Genomic DNA, 14,337 nt, shown 5'->3' with positions numbered 1-14,337 from the left:
CGTCGCTTCGGGTCACTTCGGTTCGTACGCGGCCATGCGCGCGCGCACGGCGGCGGAGAACAACTCGGGGCCCAGCGCGTCGGAGTGGGCGAGCCCCTCGGGGGACAGCCGCAGCACCTCCGGGCCGGCCGAGTCGTCCAGCCAGCCCCGCGCGCGGAACCGTTCCAGCTCGGCGGCGAAGTCGTCGTCGGGCGCGGTGCCGAAACGGGCCCGGTAGTCCGCGACCGGCATGCCCTCGGCCTGCAGCAGCGACTGCAGCAGATGACGGCGCCGGGCCTCGTCCCCGTTCATCTCCCAGCCGAAGTCGGCATGGCGGAAGTCGTCGACGGAGCGTGCGACGTACGCGTCGATGATCCCGCGTATGCGGTGCATGTCCACCGCGTAGTCGAAGGAGTAGTGCAGCGCGGAGGTGTACGAGCGGGCGCCGCAGCCGAGGCCGACCATGCCGTCGGTCTGGCACGTGTAGTCCTCCCCGCCGGTGGCGGGGGCGTCCGCACGGCGGAACATGCGCATCGACACCTGCTCGTAGCCCCGCGCGAGCAGATGGTCGCGTCCGTGGCGGTACAGCCGCAGCCGGTGTTCGTCCCAGGCGGCCTCGTCCCGTGCGGTCTCGGCGGCCGTCCGGTCGCGGTGCCGGCCGAGACCGGTGAGCGGGCGCACATAGAGGGGGTAGAGGTACAGCTCCTCCGGCTGCCAGGCGAGGGCGGCGTCGAGGGAGGTGCGCCAGGACTCCTCGGTCTGGCCCTCGATGCCGTAGATCAGGTCGATGTTGAGAACGGGGAAGCCGGCATCGCGGATCCGGGCGAGAGCCGCCTCGACGTCCGCCCGGCGCTGCGGGCGCACGGCCGCCCGTGCCTCGGAGTCGACGAAGCTCTGCACGCCCAGGCTCAGCCGTGTGGTGCCGCGGGCGGCCAGCACGGCCAGCCGGTCGGCGGTCGCCGTGGCGGGCGAGGCCTCCACCGACAGCGGGATCGCGGTCAGGTCGGCGCCCAGGACGTGCTCGGCGAGATCGCACAGCCGCTCCAGCTCCGCGGCCTCAAGGAAGGTCGGGGTGCCGCCGCCGAACGCCGCGTTCGTGAACCGTGCCCCGTCGCCCAGTGCCTCGCGCACCGCGATCGCCTGGCGTTCCAGGGCGTCCAGGTAGGCGGTGGTCAGGCCGTCGGGCGCCCCGATCCGGGTGAAGAGATTGCAGAAGCCGCAGCGGACCTCGCAGAAGGGGATGTGGAAGTAGAGCGAGAGGGAGTCCTTCGGCTCGTTCGCCCACAGGTCGCGCAGCGACGCCCGCTCCCGGCGCAGCGGGCGGTAGGCGGTCTTGTGCGGGTACGCGTACACGTACTGCTGGTACGGGCGCACGGCGGGGGCGGCCGCCGTTTCGGCGAGCGGCAGGGGGGAGGGCATGAGCGGCGTGTGCGTGGGCGTGGGCATGGTCACCGGGCCTTGTCGACGAAGAAGTGGGCGTAGGGCACGGTCCAGACGACCTCGTGGCCGATGCGGTGGCCGCTGTAGCCGTCCTCGCCGTACGCGGTGCCGTGGTCGGAGCAGACGATGGCGAAGCACGGGCGGCGGCTGCCGGCGGCGGCCAGCAGGCGGCCCATGTGCCGGTCCACGTACTCCAGCGCCGCGGCGTGGGTGGCCCGTGTGTCGCCCGCCTCGCGGGTGGCCCCGGGCAGGTGGAACCAGTTGGGCTGGTGCAGGGCCGACACATTGACGAAGAGGAACAGCAGCTGCTCTTGGGGGAGTCCGGCGACGACCTGCTCCGCGCGGGCCACCTGTGCCTCGAAGGACGTGGGGGAGGTCACCCCGAACTCCGGCTCCCAGTGGCTCTCCTGGAACAGCCCCGGCAGGACGGAGCCCAGCGGCCCCTGCTTGTTGAAGAAGCCCACGCCGCCGATGCAGACGGTGCGGTAGCCCACGGCGGCCAGACCCGAGACCAGGTCGGGCGTGTCGTGGACGAAGGTGCCGCTCGTGGTGGTCTCGCTGCCCGCGAACCGGGCGGCGAACAGCCGCGGATGCGGCCCCGGCTCGGCCGGTGTCGGCAGGAATCCCGCGAACATCGCCTGATGGGAGGCGTAGGTGAAGCTGCCCGGAGCGTGCCGGCGCTCCCAGACGCCGCCGGGCAGATGCCGGGCCAGGTTCGGGATGCGTCCGGCCGCCGCCAGCTCCTGCGCCACGTCGTAGCGGAGGGTGTCGAGCGTGACCAGCAGCAGGTCATGGCTGCCCACGATCTCGTTCATGTCAAGCGGTGGTGTCGTGGGAGTGCTGGTGGTGCTCATGGTGCTCTTGCTGCTCCTGGTGTTCTTCGTGTTCCGCTCACCGTACGGCGGCCGGCGCGGAGACCGGCGTGACGGCCGATACGGCGGCTGATGCGGCAGCCGATGCGGCGGCGACCTGCGCGGCGTAGGTGTCCAGGCCCTCGGCGCCGCTGCCGGGCAGGCCGGTGAGGCGGGGCAGCAGGTCCCCGAAGGCGTTCACCTCCCCGACGGCGAAGCGGCGCCATCCGGTGGACGGCAGGATGTCCACGCCGACGCACAGCATGCCCGGGAAGCACGCGGCCGCCCGTTCGGCGATGTCCAGCACGTCGGCGAAGTCGCCTCCGGCGGCCCGGATCGCCGCGCGGGCCGCGTCCAGGTCGCCCCGGACGCCACCGAGGTGCAGATTCGTCATGGGGTGCCGGCTGGTCCGTACCACGGCATGGGTGGCACGCCCCGCGACCACGACCACCCGCAGATCGGCGGCCCGGCCGTCCTGCGAGGCCTTGGGCAGCCACCGCTCGACATGGAGCCCGTCCGGGACCAGGGCGTCGACCAGGGCGGCGACCTCGCGCTCCGAGGTGTAGTGGCGCACCCGGAGGGAGTTGTACAGACGGCCGTCGGCAGTGGTCTCCACGGAGGTCGTCGCCTTGACCCGGCCGGACCCCGCCAGCGACAGGGCCACGACACCGGAGGCCGACGACCCGTGCGCCGGCTTGATGAACGCCCGCGGGATACGGGCGGCTTCCAGCTGCTTCCGGAGCTCGTCCCAGCCGGCGACCGGACCGTCCAGTGCTTCCGGGACCGGGACGCCCGCGGCGGCGAGCCGGGCATGGCAGCGCCGCTTGTCGAACATGACCGCGACGTCCTCCGGGTCGGCGGTCGTCGTCGCCCCCGCACGGTGCGCCGCGGCGGTCACCTCCCGGACCGCTGCGGTGAAACGGCGGTACCACACGGCCGTTCCCTCGACCCGGGTGGGGTCGTCGACGTCGCGCAGCATCCGGTCGACCTCGGCGTTCTCGCCGGGGGAGTCGATCCGTACCAGCTCGCCGGGCCGGAAGGAGTACCGTCCGCGCAGCACGTCCCGCCATGCGAGCACGCGAGGGGCCGTGTGGCCCGCCGCGCGAACGGCGTCGGCGAACATCGTCGTCCGCCGGTTCTCGGGGTTGCCGACGACGGCGAACCGGAGGCCGGTACCGGGCGCCCGCCTACTCGGAGACGGCGACATAGCGCCACTCCTCGTCCCCCCAGCGCTCCGGAGTCTGCGGATCCTCCAGGTTCACCTCGGTCTTGGCGGAGGCGAAGGCCGCACGGATCCGTTCGATCATGGACTCGCTCAGGAAGTGGTGCTCCAGGTTCAGGTGCTCCAGATGCGTCAGCGGCTGGCCGTTGAGCAGGGCCTCGGCGCCGGTGTCGGAGAGGGTGCCCATGGACAGGTCCAGCGACGTCAGCTGCGCCACGACCGGCGCCGAGGCGACCGCCGCCGCGATCTCGTCCTGGATCTCGCTGTCCTGGAGCCCGAGATGACGCAGCGCCGGGAAGCGGCCATGGGCGAGCAGCGGTGCGAGATCGGCCACCGTCGCGTCACCGCCGTAGTCCTCCACGCCGAGCCACATCTCCAGGTGCTCCAGGGCGGGGAGCTCACTGGCGGCGACACCGCGCACGACCTCGCCGGGCAGACCGCCGGTCTCGAAGCGGAGCGTGCGCAGGTGCTGGTGACGGACCGCCGGGAAGCGCAGGTCGGTGCCGCCGCGGACCCCGAGCTCCTCCAGCAGCGGATAGGCCTCGAGGACCGGTGTGACATCGGACTGCATGATCCAGGAGATCTCCGCCTCCTCCATCTCGATGTCCCCGATGAACACGGCCCGGAGCGCGGTCAGCCGGTCACGGGCGTCCACGAGGTGCTGCACGACCTCCCTGGAGTCGCACTGGGACGGTTCCACCCACGCCCCCACGACGATCGCCCGGACACCCGCCGGATCCACGGAGTCGAGGAAGCGGTTCCACCGCTCCTCGAAGCTCTCGTCCGAGCCCCCGTAGGCGTCGACCGCCAGCCGCCAGGCCACGGCGCCCGCCTCCGGCAGCTCCTGCTGGGCTTCGGGATCGGGGAAGTCGAAGACGCGAAGGTCGTGTTCCTCCAGATAGCGGAGCATGGCGTCGGCCTCCTGGGATTCGAACGCGGTTTTGTTCGCGAAGAGTTGTACCAAGCGGCTCCGACAACGCCGGTGCGGGGACGAGTGGGGCCCGTGGCCCCTGGCGCGGCCCGGACACGGTCGGACGGTGGTCCGGGACGTGGTCAGGGGCGTTGTCAGACCCCCGGCGTAGCGTCGCGGACATCGGTCGGCGAGGCGCCGACGGGAAGGGAGACACGCATGTACCGGCAGGGGGATGTCCTGATCGTGCCCGTGGCGGAGGCGGATCTGCCGCCGGGCACGGACCGGCTGCCGCAGCAGCCGAGGGACGCACGGGGAAGGCTGGTGCTGGCTCTCGGCGAGGTCACCGGACACGCCCACGCGGTGATCGGTCCCGGAAAGCTGGTCCGGGAGTCCGGGCCGTTCGGATCCTCCTACCTCCACCTTCCGGACGGGGGACGGCTGGTGCACGAGGAGCACGCGGCGATTCCGCTGCCCAAGGGCTGGTACCGCGTGGTGCGGCAGCGGGAGTACGTGCCCGGCGCGGTACGCGTCGTGGCGGACTGAGGCAGCACACCGGGAACCGGGACGGACGAGACGAACGGGAACGGCGGACCGGGACGACCAGGACGACCGGGACGGCGGACCGAGGCAGCGGGAGAGCGGAGCGGTGACGACACCCACGGCATCGACGGAAACGGCACAACTGGAGACGACGGCGCGGTGGCGCGCGGTGGCGGCGGCGACCGGCCCCGCGGACCGCACGGCGGCCGAGGAGGGGGTGCGCCTGGCCTACCGGCTGGCGGGGCTGCCCGAGCCGGAGCGTGTCGTCTGGGCGGGCTCGCCCCGCGAGGGCGCGGCCCTGGCCGCACGGCTCACGGCGGAGGGCACGGCCGGCCCCAGTGTGCGCGACGCGGTGCGCACCCGGCCGTGGGACACCGCACGCACCCGTGTCCTCGACCGGCTCGGGCCGGCCGGCTGGGCCGGGCACTGGGCCCTGACGGGGGCTCAGCTGTGGGACACCACGGTCGGCCTGACCGAGCGCATACGGACCGGGGTGGTCGAGGCCCTGGCCGACAAGGAGGACGACGAGCAGGCCGTCCGGCTCGTGCTGCTGGACGCGGTCCTGGGCCAGCATGACGCGGCCTGGCTGGCGGCCTTCGACGGCCAGGACGGCGCGGACGCACTCGCCGGGATCACCGCGGTCGCCCGCGCCGCGGGCTGGTGGTGGCCCTACGAGAAGACCGTCGTCATCTGCGAACGCCCCGTGGAGCTGCACCGCGACGAGGCGGGCCGGCTCGACCGCGCGGACGGACCGGCGCTCGCCTACCCCGACGGTTTCGCGCTGTACGCCTGGCACGGCATGCCGGTCCCGGCCGAGTTCCTCGCCGAACTCGCCGAGCTGACCCCACGGCGGATACAGGAGGAGGAGAACGCCGAGCTGCGCCGCGTGATGCTGGAGCACTACGGCTACGACCGCTTCCTGAAGGAGTCCGGTGCCCAGCCCGTGCACCGCGACGAGACGGGCGTGCTCTGGCGCATCGAACTGGAGGGGGACGAGCCGCTGGTGATGGTCGAGGTGGTCAACTCCACTCCGGAACCCGACGGCACCCACCGCACGTACTGGCTGCGGGTGCCACCGCACACCCGGACCGCTCGCGAGGGCGTCGCCTGGACCTTCGGCCTGGAGGAGGCCGAGTACGCCCCGGAGAAGGAGACCTGAGCCGCCTCCGGCAGCCCTGCCGCACCTTTGGCACGCCCGCGGTGTGCCGGTGCCCGGCAAGCGGCCCGGCACTTTTCTGTCGGGCCGTGCCCTGACGGCCCGGCGTCCGGCGGGTCATGCTGTCCGCATGGTGGCCGTTCGTCACACGGTGGTCGTCGCATCCCTTCCGTACCGGTGGCTCGTCGACGCCCTCGGCGTGGTCCGCGCCCTGGTGGAGGAGAGCCGTGCGGAGGGACAGCGGGTCGTACTGCCGGACGGACGGGCGGTGCCGGACATCCGGCTGACCCGGGGACGGCACCTGCGGCCGGGAGCGGTCTACCTCGTCTCGGACGGGAACGGCGACGGAGACGACGGAGACGAGGGGGACAAGGGAGGCAAAGGAGACAAGAGGGAGAGGAAGGGCACGGGCACCGGCGAAACGGCCCGGATCACGATCAAGGAGTGGGACCGGCGTCGCGCCGTCCGGCTGGAACTCGCCGTCGCCGAGGACAGCGGGACCGTCGAACTGGACGCCGTACTGAAGAGCCCCGACCGCCCGCACCTGTTCGAGGCCGACGGCCGGGCCCGGGTCGAGGGGGTCCCGCTCGTGCCGTCCCGGCTGCGGGGCCGGGCGCGGATACGGCTGGACGACTGGTGGACCGCCGCGGACACCGGACGCGGCACGCACACCGCCCCGGCCTCGGCCCGGCTGGACCACCGCTGGCTCCGCGCGGACATGCGAGCCACGCCCCGCCCGGGGAGGGACGACGGCACCTGGGAGGTGAGCGTCACCGTCTCCCTGCGCGGCTGCTCGCTCCTGCGGCCGGTCGCCGCCGTGATCCTCGCCGTGACCGGCCGCAGGATGCGCCGGAGCATCGCCCGCACCCTGGACGACATGGCCGGACGCTGGAACGAGGCCGTACCGCGCCTCGCGGCCATGGACGCCGGGCAGCTGAGAGAAGCCCTTCTCGCCGAGGCGCGACACCTCGGCGAGAGCGGCAGCACATGACGTACCGACATGCCGCCGGGGCCGGCGGGCAAGCCCGCCGGCCCCAGCAGTCCAGCAGTCGAGACGTCAGGACCGGGATCTTTCCCGGCCGGTCGTCACCGCGGTGCGATGGGCCACCCGGTCGGTCGCCCGGGCGTACAGGCCCGCCGCGACGAGGAACACCCCCATGACGGTGGCCGACGTGACGGCCGCCACCGCCCAGCCCGCGCCGCCGCCCGGACCGGAAACGGCCTGCCAGACCGCGACAGGCACGGAGAGGACCATGCCGCAGACCATGACGGCGGCGACGACGTTCCGGGAGCGGCCCGGCCCGCCCGGGGACGGCACGTGGCCCAGCCGCGTCCAGTGCTGTGCGGCCTCCCGCGCCTCGCGTCTGCGCTGCACGGCGGCGTACAGGTGCAGGGTGGCGGAGGCGACGGCGCCGACGACGGCCGCGACGGCCGGGGCCCACCAGCCGTCGGCCATGAGCAGCAGCACGGTGACCGCACCGACGCCGGCCCAGCCGGTCACACAGGCCGCAGCAGCGATCCGTCGGGAGTCGGGCCGGTCGGCGCCGGCCCGCAGATCGGCGAGGGCCGGCACGTACCAGACACAGCCGGCGACGGCGAACGCGCCGGTTCCCAGGGCGGCAACGGCGTGCGACATGACCTACCTCGCCGTCGCTTCCGCCTCGGCGGCCCCGGCGATCTCCGGGTGGTGCAGGTCGAACGCGGGGGATTCACTGCGGATGCGCGGCAGGGAGCGGAAGTTGTGCCGCGGCGGCGGGCAGGAGGTCGTCCACTCCAGCGAACGGCCCCAGCCCCAGGGGTCGTTGCTCTGGACCGGCTTGCCGTACTTGGCCGTCTTCCAGACGTTGTAGAAGAACGGCAGGAGCGACAGGCCCAGCAGGAACGAACCGATCGTGGACAGGGTGTTGAGGAAGGTGAAGCCGTCGGCCGCCAGGTAGTCGGAGTACCGGCGCGGGAAGCCCTCGACACCCAGCCAGTGCTGCACCAGGAACGTCAGGTGGAAGCCGACGGTGAGCGTCCAGAACGTGACCTTGCCCAGACGCTCGTCGAGCATCTTGCCTGTCCACTTCGGCCACCAGAAGTGGAAGCCGGCGAACATCGCGTACACGACCGTGCCGAACAGCGTGTAGTGGAAGTGGGCCACCACGAAGTACGAGTCCGAGACGTGGAAGTCCATCGGCGGCGCGGCCAGGATGACACCGGTCAGACCACCGAAGAGGAATGTCACCATGAAGCCGACCGTCCACAGCATCGGCGTCTCGAAGGAGAGCGAGCCTCTCCACATGGTGCCGATCCAGTTGAAGAACTTCACACCGGTCGGGACCGCGATCAGGAAGGTCATGAAGGAGAAGAACGGCAGCAGGATACCGCCCGTGGTGTACATGTGGTGCGCCCACACCGTCAGGGACAGACCCCCGATGGCGATGGTCGCGCCGATCAGCCCGATGTAGCCGAACATCGGCTTGCGGGAGAACACCGGGACGATCTCACTGACGACGCCGAAGAACGGCAGCGCCAGGACGTACACCTCGGGGTGCCCGAAGAACCAGAACAGGTGCTGCCACAGCAGCGCACCGCCGTTGGCCGAGTCGAAGATGTGGCTGCCGAACCTGCGGTCGCACTCCAGGGCGAACAGAGCCGCCGCCAGCACGGGGAAGATGAACAGGACGAGGAGCGAGGTCAGCAGCACGTTCCACGTGAAGATCGGCATGCGGAACATGGTCATGCCGGGTGCGCGCATGCAGATGATCGTGGTGATGAAGTTGACCGAGCCGAGGATGCTGCCGAAGCCGGACAGCGCCACGCCCATGATCCACAGGTCGGCACCGATCCCCGGGCTGTGCACCGAGTCCGACAGCGGCGTGTAGAGGAACCAGCCGAAGTCGGGGGCCCCGCCCGGAGTGAGGAAGCTGCTCGCGGCGATGAGCGAGCCGAGCAGGAACAGCCAGTAGGCCAGCATGTTCAGCCGCGGGAAGGCGACATCGGGGGTGCCGATCTGCAGCGGCATCATCCAGTTCGCGAAGCCGGTGAACAGCGGCATTGCGAACATCAGCAGCATGATCGAGCCATGCATCGTGAACGCCTGGTTGAACTGCTCGTTCGACAGGATCTGCAGTCCAGGCCGGGCGAGTTCGGCCCGCATCGCCAGCGCCAGGATGCCGCCGATTATGAAGAACGCGAAGGCGGTGACGAGATAGAGCGTCCCGATCTTCTTGTGGTCGGTGGTGGTCAGCCACTCCACCCAGTTCGACCTGCCGCCGGCCTCCTTCCGGGCGGTCTCCTCGACCGTGTCCGGCGGCCGCTCGGCCACCGCCTGTTGTATCCGCACCTCGTCCACCGGACGGTGCCTCCCGATCTCTTTCTTTCATCGATGGAATGGCGCCCCCGGAGGCGCTCCGGCCGAGAAAACCGGACAGCACTCCCGGCCGCCGCCCCATGATCACCGGCCGGGTACGGGGGCCTGGTAGGGTCGAACAGTCCCTACCTGGGCTTTCGCATAGGGACCAATGGCCCCTTCTGTGTCGGGGAAGGTGTGAAATCGGACGTATGCGCCGGCCACCTCAGAAGGAGTGAAGTACACATGGAGGATTCTTTGCCGGATGTGTACCACGTCAACACGTTTTTTCGTTGATGGGCGGGCGAGAGGCCGTGTACGGTTGTCCGTATGACGGACAACGCCGCTCCATCAGCCGGTCCTCTTGTCACCGGTTCCGAGATCGCGCGGCTCGCGGGCGTCACCCGGGCCGCGGTGTCCAACTGGCGGCGGCGGTACGACGACTTCCCTGCGCCGGCGGGTGGAAGCGCCAACAGTCCGCTCTTCGATCTCGCCGAGGTCCAGGCGTGGCTGGACAAACAGCGCAAGGGGCAGGACCTCTCGGAGGAAGTCAAACTCTGGCAGGTGCTGCGCGGAGCCTACGGCGAGGACATGGTTGCCGCGCTCGCCGATGTCGCCACGATCCTTGCCGACACCCGGGCGAAGAAGCCGGCCGCCCTTCCGGAGGATGCCGTCGAGCTGACCCGGCGTCTGGCGGGCAGCGACTCGCCCGGTGAGGTGGCCGACGCCCTCGCCGAGCGGTTCACCGACTCCGTACGACGCGCCGGATCCGACCAGGTCTCCTCGCCGCGCATTGTCCGGGCCGTACGGCACTTGGCCGGCCAAGTCGCCGATGACGCGGTCATCTTCGACCCGGCCTGCGGCATCGGTACCCTCCTGCTCTCCGTCGGTCCCGAGCGGGGGCCGCGGCGGTTCGGGCAGGAGGCGGACCCCCGCAGCGCCCGCTTCGCGCAACTGCGCGCCGACCTCACCGAGCGTGCCGACGTCCGGATCGTCGTGGGGGACTCCCTCCGCGACGACCGCTGGGCGGACCTCAAAGCCGATCTGGTCGTCTGCGACCCACCCGTCGGCGACACCGACTGGGGCCGCGAAGAGCTTCTTCTCGACCCGCGGTGGGAACTCGGCACCCCGTCCCGGGCCGAGGGCGAACTCGCCTGGCTGCAGCACGCGTACGCACACACCGCTCCCGGCGGCCGGATGCTGATGGTCATGCCCGCCTCGGTCGCCTACCGCAAGGCCGGCCGTCGTATCAGGGCCGAGCTCGTACGCCGCGGCATTCTCACCCAGGTCACCGCCCTGCCGCCGGGCACGGCCGCCTCGCACGCGCTGCCCGTGCACATCTGGCACCTGCGCCGCCCGCACTCTCCGAGTGATGCGGCCACCAGCGTCCGTATGGTCGACCTGACCGGAAACGACCCGGACGGCCCCCTGGACGCGCGACCGGACCAGACGGCGGACGTCCCCCTCATCGACCTGCTCGACGACGTCGTGGATCTCACCCCCGGCCGGTACGTGGAGGAGTCCCACCGCGACTACCCGGCCGAGTACCAGAAGCTGCGGCGCGAGCTGGCGGAACATGTGCGTGCGCTCGCCGAACTGCTGCCGGCTCTCACCGCGGGCGAACGCCACAGCACCGCCGACGGTCCCTCCGTCAGCGTCGCCGATCTCGCCCGGGCCGGCCTCGTCGAGTACGGCGACACGGAGCCGGTGTCCATCAGCGACCAGCTCGACACCGACTTCCTGCGGGGGTTCCTGCGCAGCGCGGCCAACACCCGCCGGTCCACCAGTGCGAGCGGAACGTTCCGCCTCGACGGCAAGGGCGCGCGCGTCCCTCAGATGGACATCGCCGAGCAGCGCCGGTACGGCGCGGCGTTCCGCGCCCTCCAGGAGTTCGAGGAGCGTGCCCGGAAAATCGCCGAACTGAGCCGTGAGGCCGTCGAACTGGCCCGGGACGGCCTCGCCAGCGGTGCGCTGGAACCGGAGAACTGACGAACCTCAGCGATTCGGCACGAACGGACTCGCGGTCCCGCTCCACAAGCGCGGCCACCTCGGCCTGCTCGGACCCGTACTCGTTCACCCGCGGTCGCCGTCCGTGGAGCCGTGAGCGGTAACCGGCCAGGATGTCTCCCTTGTCACCCAGGTCGTCGACCGTCACCGGAGTGAGGATGCCCGTGGGCCGGGGAGGGACTTCCTCGGTACTGCGATGGTTGATACGCAGCCGGTGGGTGCGGCCGGTGACGGAGATCCCCAGGGAACCGGGAAAGACCCGGGAATCGTGGATTCGCCGGCGCGGGTCTCCCGTGATGAACAGGTCGTTGTTGCCGGGTGCACTACGGCGCGCAGTACGCGCCACTGGTTCGTCGAGGTACTGAGCACCTCGAACCGGTCCTCTGACAGGAGCGTGCCGAACGCCTCCGACTGCGGCTTGTCGACGATCGTGCGCACCGCTCGCAGCGCTTGCTCGTCGATGCCGAGCTCGCGTAGCACCGTGTCCGGGTACTCGGCGAACAGCAGCGAATCGGCTGTGACCGCTGCTTCCCCCAGCTGAGGGGTCAGCTGCTCAATTACCCGGACGTTCCGGACCTCGAAGGCCTTCGTCGCGGCGTTCGTCGTGTACAGCTGCTTCGCCGCCCGGCTGTAGGCGTCGTCGTGCCGTACGACGTTGACCGGCGGGAACACATCACTGCCATGGTCCAAAGCCGGCACGACACCCCGCTCGTTGACGCAGATGGTCCGCATGCGCCGGTCGGCGGCATTGCCGACGGACTCCAGGCGCAGTCCCTTGCCTGCCCGCGGCTTCGGCGTGGTGAGCTGCTGGAACCTCTGCATCGCCTTGCGCACGGCCGGCCTTCACAGGCTTCTCGAGGGCGCCGTAGCTCTCTCGGAAGCTGTTGGCGCACGCAAGCTGCGGCACGGGGTCCGCTCCCCGTCCTGGACGGACGATCCGGAGCTGATCACACGCATCGAGCGTTACCGAGCTCCTGTGTCAAAAAAATCTCAATCGGAACTGCGTTGACACAATCAACGCGAAACACATAGTGTTCCGCGTGAATCCCCTGCTTGCGGAGCTTGTGGGGGCGCATCGTGAACAACGCAGCACTGTCCTTGGGGGGACCATGCACGTCCGTACCGGAATTGCCGCCGTCGCCGCCGTCATCGGTGCACTCACTCTCACCGCCTGTGACACCGGCAGCACCGTCGTCGACAAGCCGAAGGGGAACGCTGCCGCCGAGGCGGACAGCGGCAAGGACGCGACGAAGGAGACAAAGGAGAAGAGCTCCGCCCCTGAGGTCGCCAAGGTCGGCGACACTCTCACCCTGAAAGGCATGGAGGACGGCAGCCGGCTCGACGTCACAGTCGTCAAGGTCGCCGATCCCGCGAAGCCGGCCGACGAGTTCACCGAGCCCGATTCCGGCAAGCGGTTTGTCGGCGTGCAGTTCAAGCTCGTCAACACCGGCAAGGCGGTTTACAACGACAGCCCGTCCAATGGCGCCCGGATCGCCGACAGCGAGGGGCAGCAGTTCGACTCCACCATCGCGGACATCACGGCCGGACCGTCGATGTCCTCCAGTCTGACCCTCAAGCCCGGCGCCAAGGGCCTCGGCTGGATCGTCTTCGAGGTTCCCAAGGCGTCGAAGATCGACACCGTGCAGTTCACCATGGACTCCGGGTTCGCCGACCAGACCGGCGAGTGGAAGCTGCGGTAGTCGCGCCAGAAGCGCACCCGGGCCGTGTCAGCCGTTCCTCATCCGCCGTGCGACCTCCTGGACGTCGGCGAGCAGCTTTCGCCGGTTCCTGGTCCAGGTCGAGAGCGTGCTGGTGGATGAGGACGCCCGCGTGGCGCACCCGGTGGGCGGCGTGCGGGGCGTTGCCTTTCGTGTAAGTCAGGTGTCCCTCGTCCGGGCCGAGAGCGGTGCGGTACGCCGGTGTCCGGTACAGGTCGGCCGGATACCCGCTGCGCCTCTCCGCCCTGTGCTTCGCGTCCGCGACCGCGCGGGGAGCACCGTTCGGGCCGTACAGCACGAAGTCCGGCCGCATGCGGACGGCGGCGGCCTCGTCGAGGTGGGGCATGCCCTGGAGCCGGACCATGTGACCCGAACCGCGCAGGGCCTTGCGCGGGGCGGCGGTCACGAAGTCCTCAAGAACTTGTTCGGGGCGAACAGGAACCCATCGACGCGCAGTCCGCCAGGTGCGCGCTCGGCGGACGAGCCGTCGAGGACGGCACGGGCCGACTGCAGGGCGTGGTGGTACCGGGAGTTGGGCCGGGGCGGCTGGCAGTCCGGCAGTCGCTGCTCCTGGACGACCGGGGTGACGTCGGAGAGCCGGGCCCGCCGGTGCATCAGCCGGCGCCGTACGTCACGCGGCACACCGGGCAGGCGCAGCAGTCACTCGACAGCGGTGCGCAGGATGCGGTTCTTGGAGATGTCGGTGTGAATTCGCCGTACGCCGCTTCCACCGGCAGCGTCGCACCGAACCGCCGCCGGATCTGCTCGGCCTCCCGGATTCGCCCGCGGACGGCCAGGGCGTTCTCCTCGGCCGTCCGATACCCCTGGAGCAGCCCTTGCCGCAGGGTCCGGTCGACCTGCCGCTCGACGGCACGGGCGAGAGCGGGCAGCAGATCCCGGTGTTCGCCCACATCCACCTCCCCGTCGCGCCACGCGTTCGCGGGGCTGGGACTGTGGCCGAGCGGGAAGAAGGAGCCGGACGACGGGCACCTTGGGCGTGACACGCACGGTGAACGGCTCGTCCACGTCCGGCGCGGTGATGGTGACCGGGCCGACTTTGCTGCCCGCTCGCAACGACCAGCGGCCGGCCGCGTACGGGTCGGGCGCCGCCTCGACGACGTCCCCGCCGGCCAGTGCCCGGCCGGCAGACGAACGCGACCGACCGGCCGGCGGTGTG

Annotated in this window: 13 protein-coding genes and 1 pseudogene; 5 read left to right on the top strand and 9 right to left on the bottom strand. The window is 71.0% G+C overall.

Translation table 11 applies throughout. The features are described 5' to 3' along the window. Nucleotides 1-12: 12 nt before the first annotated feature. From ABD224_RS16770 to ABD224_RS16755, 4 genes are all read right to left on the bottom strand, one after another. Nucleotides 13-1,398, bottom strand: coding sequence for an STM4012 family radical SAM protein (locus tag ABD224_RS16770; protein ID WP_344050550.1), 1,386 nt, complete (start codon nt 1,396-1,398; stop codon nt 13-15). Nucleotides 1,399-1,427: 29 nt separating this feature from the next. Further along, on the bottom strand, nt 1,428-2,234 hold the full coding sequence (locus tag ABD224_RS16765) for an STM4013/SEN3800 family hydrolase (protein WP_344050548.1): 807 nt from the start codon (nt 2,232-2,234) through the stop codon (nt 1,428-1,430). 76 nt (nt 2,235-2,310) lie between these two features. Next, nucleotides 2,311-3,477, bottom strand: coding sequence for an STM4014 family protein (locus ABD224_RS16760; RefSeq protein ID WP_344050483.1), 1,167 nt, complete (start codon nt 3,475-3,477; stop codon nt 2,311-2,313). Further along, nucleotides 3,458-4,402, bottom strand: a complete 945-nt coding sequence (locus ABD224_RS16755) for an STM4015 family protein (protein ID WP_344050481.1) — start codon at nt 4,400-4,402, stop codon at nt 3,458-3,460. The genes ABD224_RS16760 and ABD224_RS16755 overlap by 20 nt, the downstream gene beginning before the upstream one ends. Nucleotides 4,403-4,621: 219 nt before the next feature. Here ABD224_RS16755 and ABD224_RS16750 point away from each other — a divergent pair, with 219 nt between their 5' ends. The 3 genes from ABD224_RS16750 to ABD224_RS16740 all read left to right on the top strand — a co-directional run bounded on the left by ABD224_RS16750 (nt 4,622) and on the right by ABD224_RS16740 (nt 7,092). After that, the gene (locus tag ABD224_RS16750) at nt 4,622-4,948 is read left to right on the top strand and encodes a hypothetical protein (RefSeq protein WP_344050479.1); all 327 of its coding nucleotides are present in this window, start codon (nt 4,622-4,624) and stop codon (nt 4,946-4,948) included. Nucleotides 4,949-5,087: 139 nt separating this feature from the next. Continuing rightward, the gene (locus tag ABD224_RS16745) at nt 5,088-6,104 is read left to right on the top strand and encodes a DUF6745 domain-containing protein (protein ID WP_425580990.1); all 1,017 of its coding nucleotides are present in this window, start codon (nt 5,088-5,090) and stop codon (nt 6,102-6,104) included. Between the two features lie 127 nt (nt 6,105-6,231). Continuing rightward, entirely contained in the window at nt 6,232-7,092 is an 861-nt protein-coding gene (locus tag ABD224_RS16740) for a hypothetical protein (RefSeq protein WP_344050475.1), read from the top strand. Between the two features lie 66 nt (nt 7,093-7,158). On the opposite strand, the gene ABD224_RS16735 is transcribed toward ABD224_RS16740, so the two are convergent. Next, nucleotides 7,159-7,737 (bottom strand): hypothetical protein, encoded by a 579-nt coding sequence (locus ABD224_RS16735; protein ID WP_344050473.1) that lies wholly within the window; start codon nt 7,735-7,737, stop codon nt 7,159-7,161. Between the two features lie 3 nt (nt 7,738-7,740). Next, complete coding sequence (gene ctaD / locus ABD224_RS16730; protein WP_486388848.1) at nt 7,741-9,411, bottom strand: aa3-type cytochrome oxidase subunit I; 1,671 nt, start codon at nt 9,409-9,411, stop codon at nt 7,741-7,743. Nucleotides 9,412-9,765: 354 nt separating this feature from the next. On the opposite strand from ctaD, the gene ABD224_RS16725 reads away from it, so the two are divergent. Beyond that, a complete protein-coding gene (locus ABD224_RS16725; protein ID WP_344050471.1) occupies nt 9,766-11,424 on the top strand; it encodes an N-6 DNA methylase in 1,659 nt (552 codons plus the stop codon). A 381-nt stretch (nt 11,425-11,805) separates the two neighbouring features. Here the strand turns inward: ABD224_RS16725 and ABD224_RS16720 are convergent. Then, a pseudogene (locus ABD224_RS16720) lies at nt 11,806-12,349 on the bottom strand (DNA helicase UvrD); the annotation flags it as partial. Between the two features lie 202 nt (nt 12,350-12,551). On the opposite strand from ABD224_RS16720, the gene ABD224_RS16715 reads away from it, so the two are divergent. Further along, nucleotides 12,552-13,142, top strand: coding sequence for a DUF4352 domain-containing protein (locus ABD224_RS16715; RefSeq protein WP_067397498.1), 591 nt, complete (start codon nt 12,552-12,554; stop codon nt 13,140-13,142). 420 nt (nt 13,143-13,562) lie between these two features. Here ABD224_RS16715 and ABD224_RS16710 read toward each other — a convergent pair whose 3' ends face one another. Beyond that, a complete protein-coding gene (locus tag ABD224_RS16710; protein ID WP_236560772.1) occupies nt 13,563-13,775 on the bottom strand; it encodes an McrC family protein in 213 nt (70 codons plus the stop codon). Beyond that, nucleotides 13,775-14,071 carry a 5-methylcytosine restriction system specificity protein McrC gene (locus tag ABD224_RS16705; RefSeq protein WP_236560770.1) on the bottom strand — a complete coding sequence of 99 codons (297 nt, stop codon included), beginning with the start codon at nt 14,069-14,071 and terminating at the stop codon, nt 13,775-13,777. The genes ABD224_RS16710 and ABD224_RS16705 overlap by 1 nt, the downstream gene beginning before the upstream one ends. Nucleotides 14,072-14,337 lie beyond the last annotated feature (266 nt).

The organism is Streptomyces thermoalcalitolerans, assembly GCF_039525155.1.
Taxonomy (GTDB): domain Bacteria; phylum Actinomycetota; class Actinomycetes; order Streptomycetales; family Streptomycetaceae; genus Streptomyces; species Streptomyces thermovulgaris.
The sequence above is the reverse complement of the archived record's forward strand: the minus strand, read 5'-3'. Positions and strand labels throughout refer to the sequence as shown.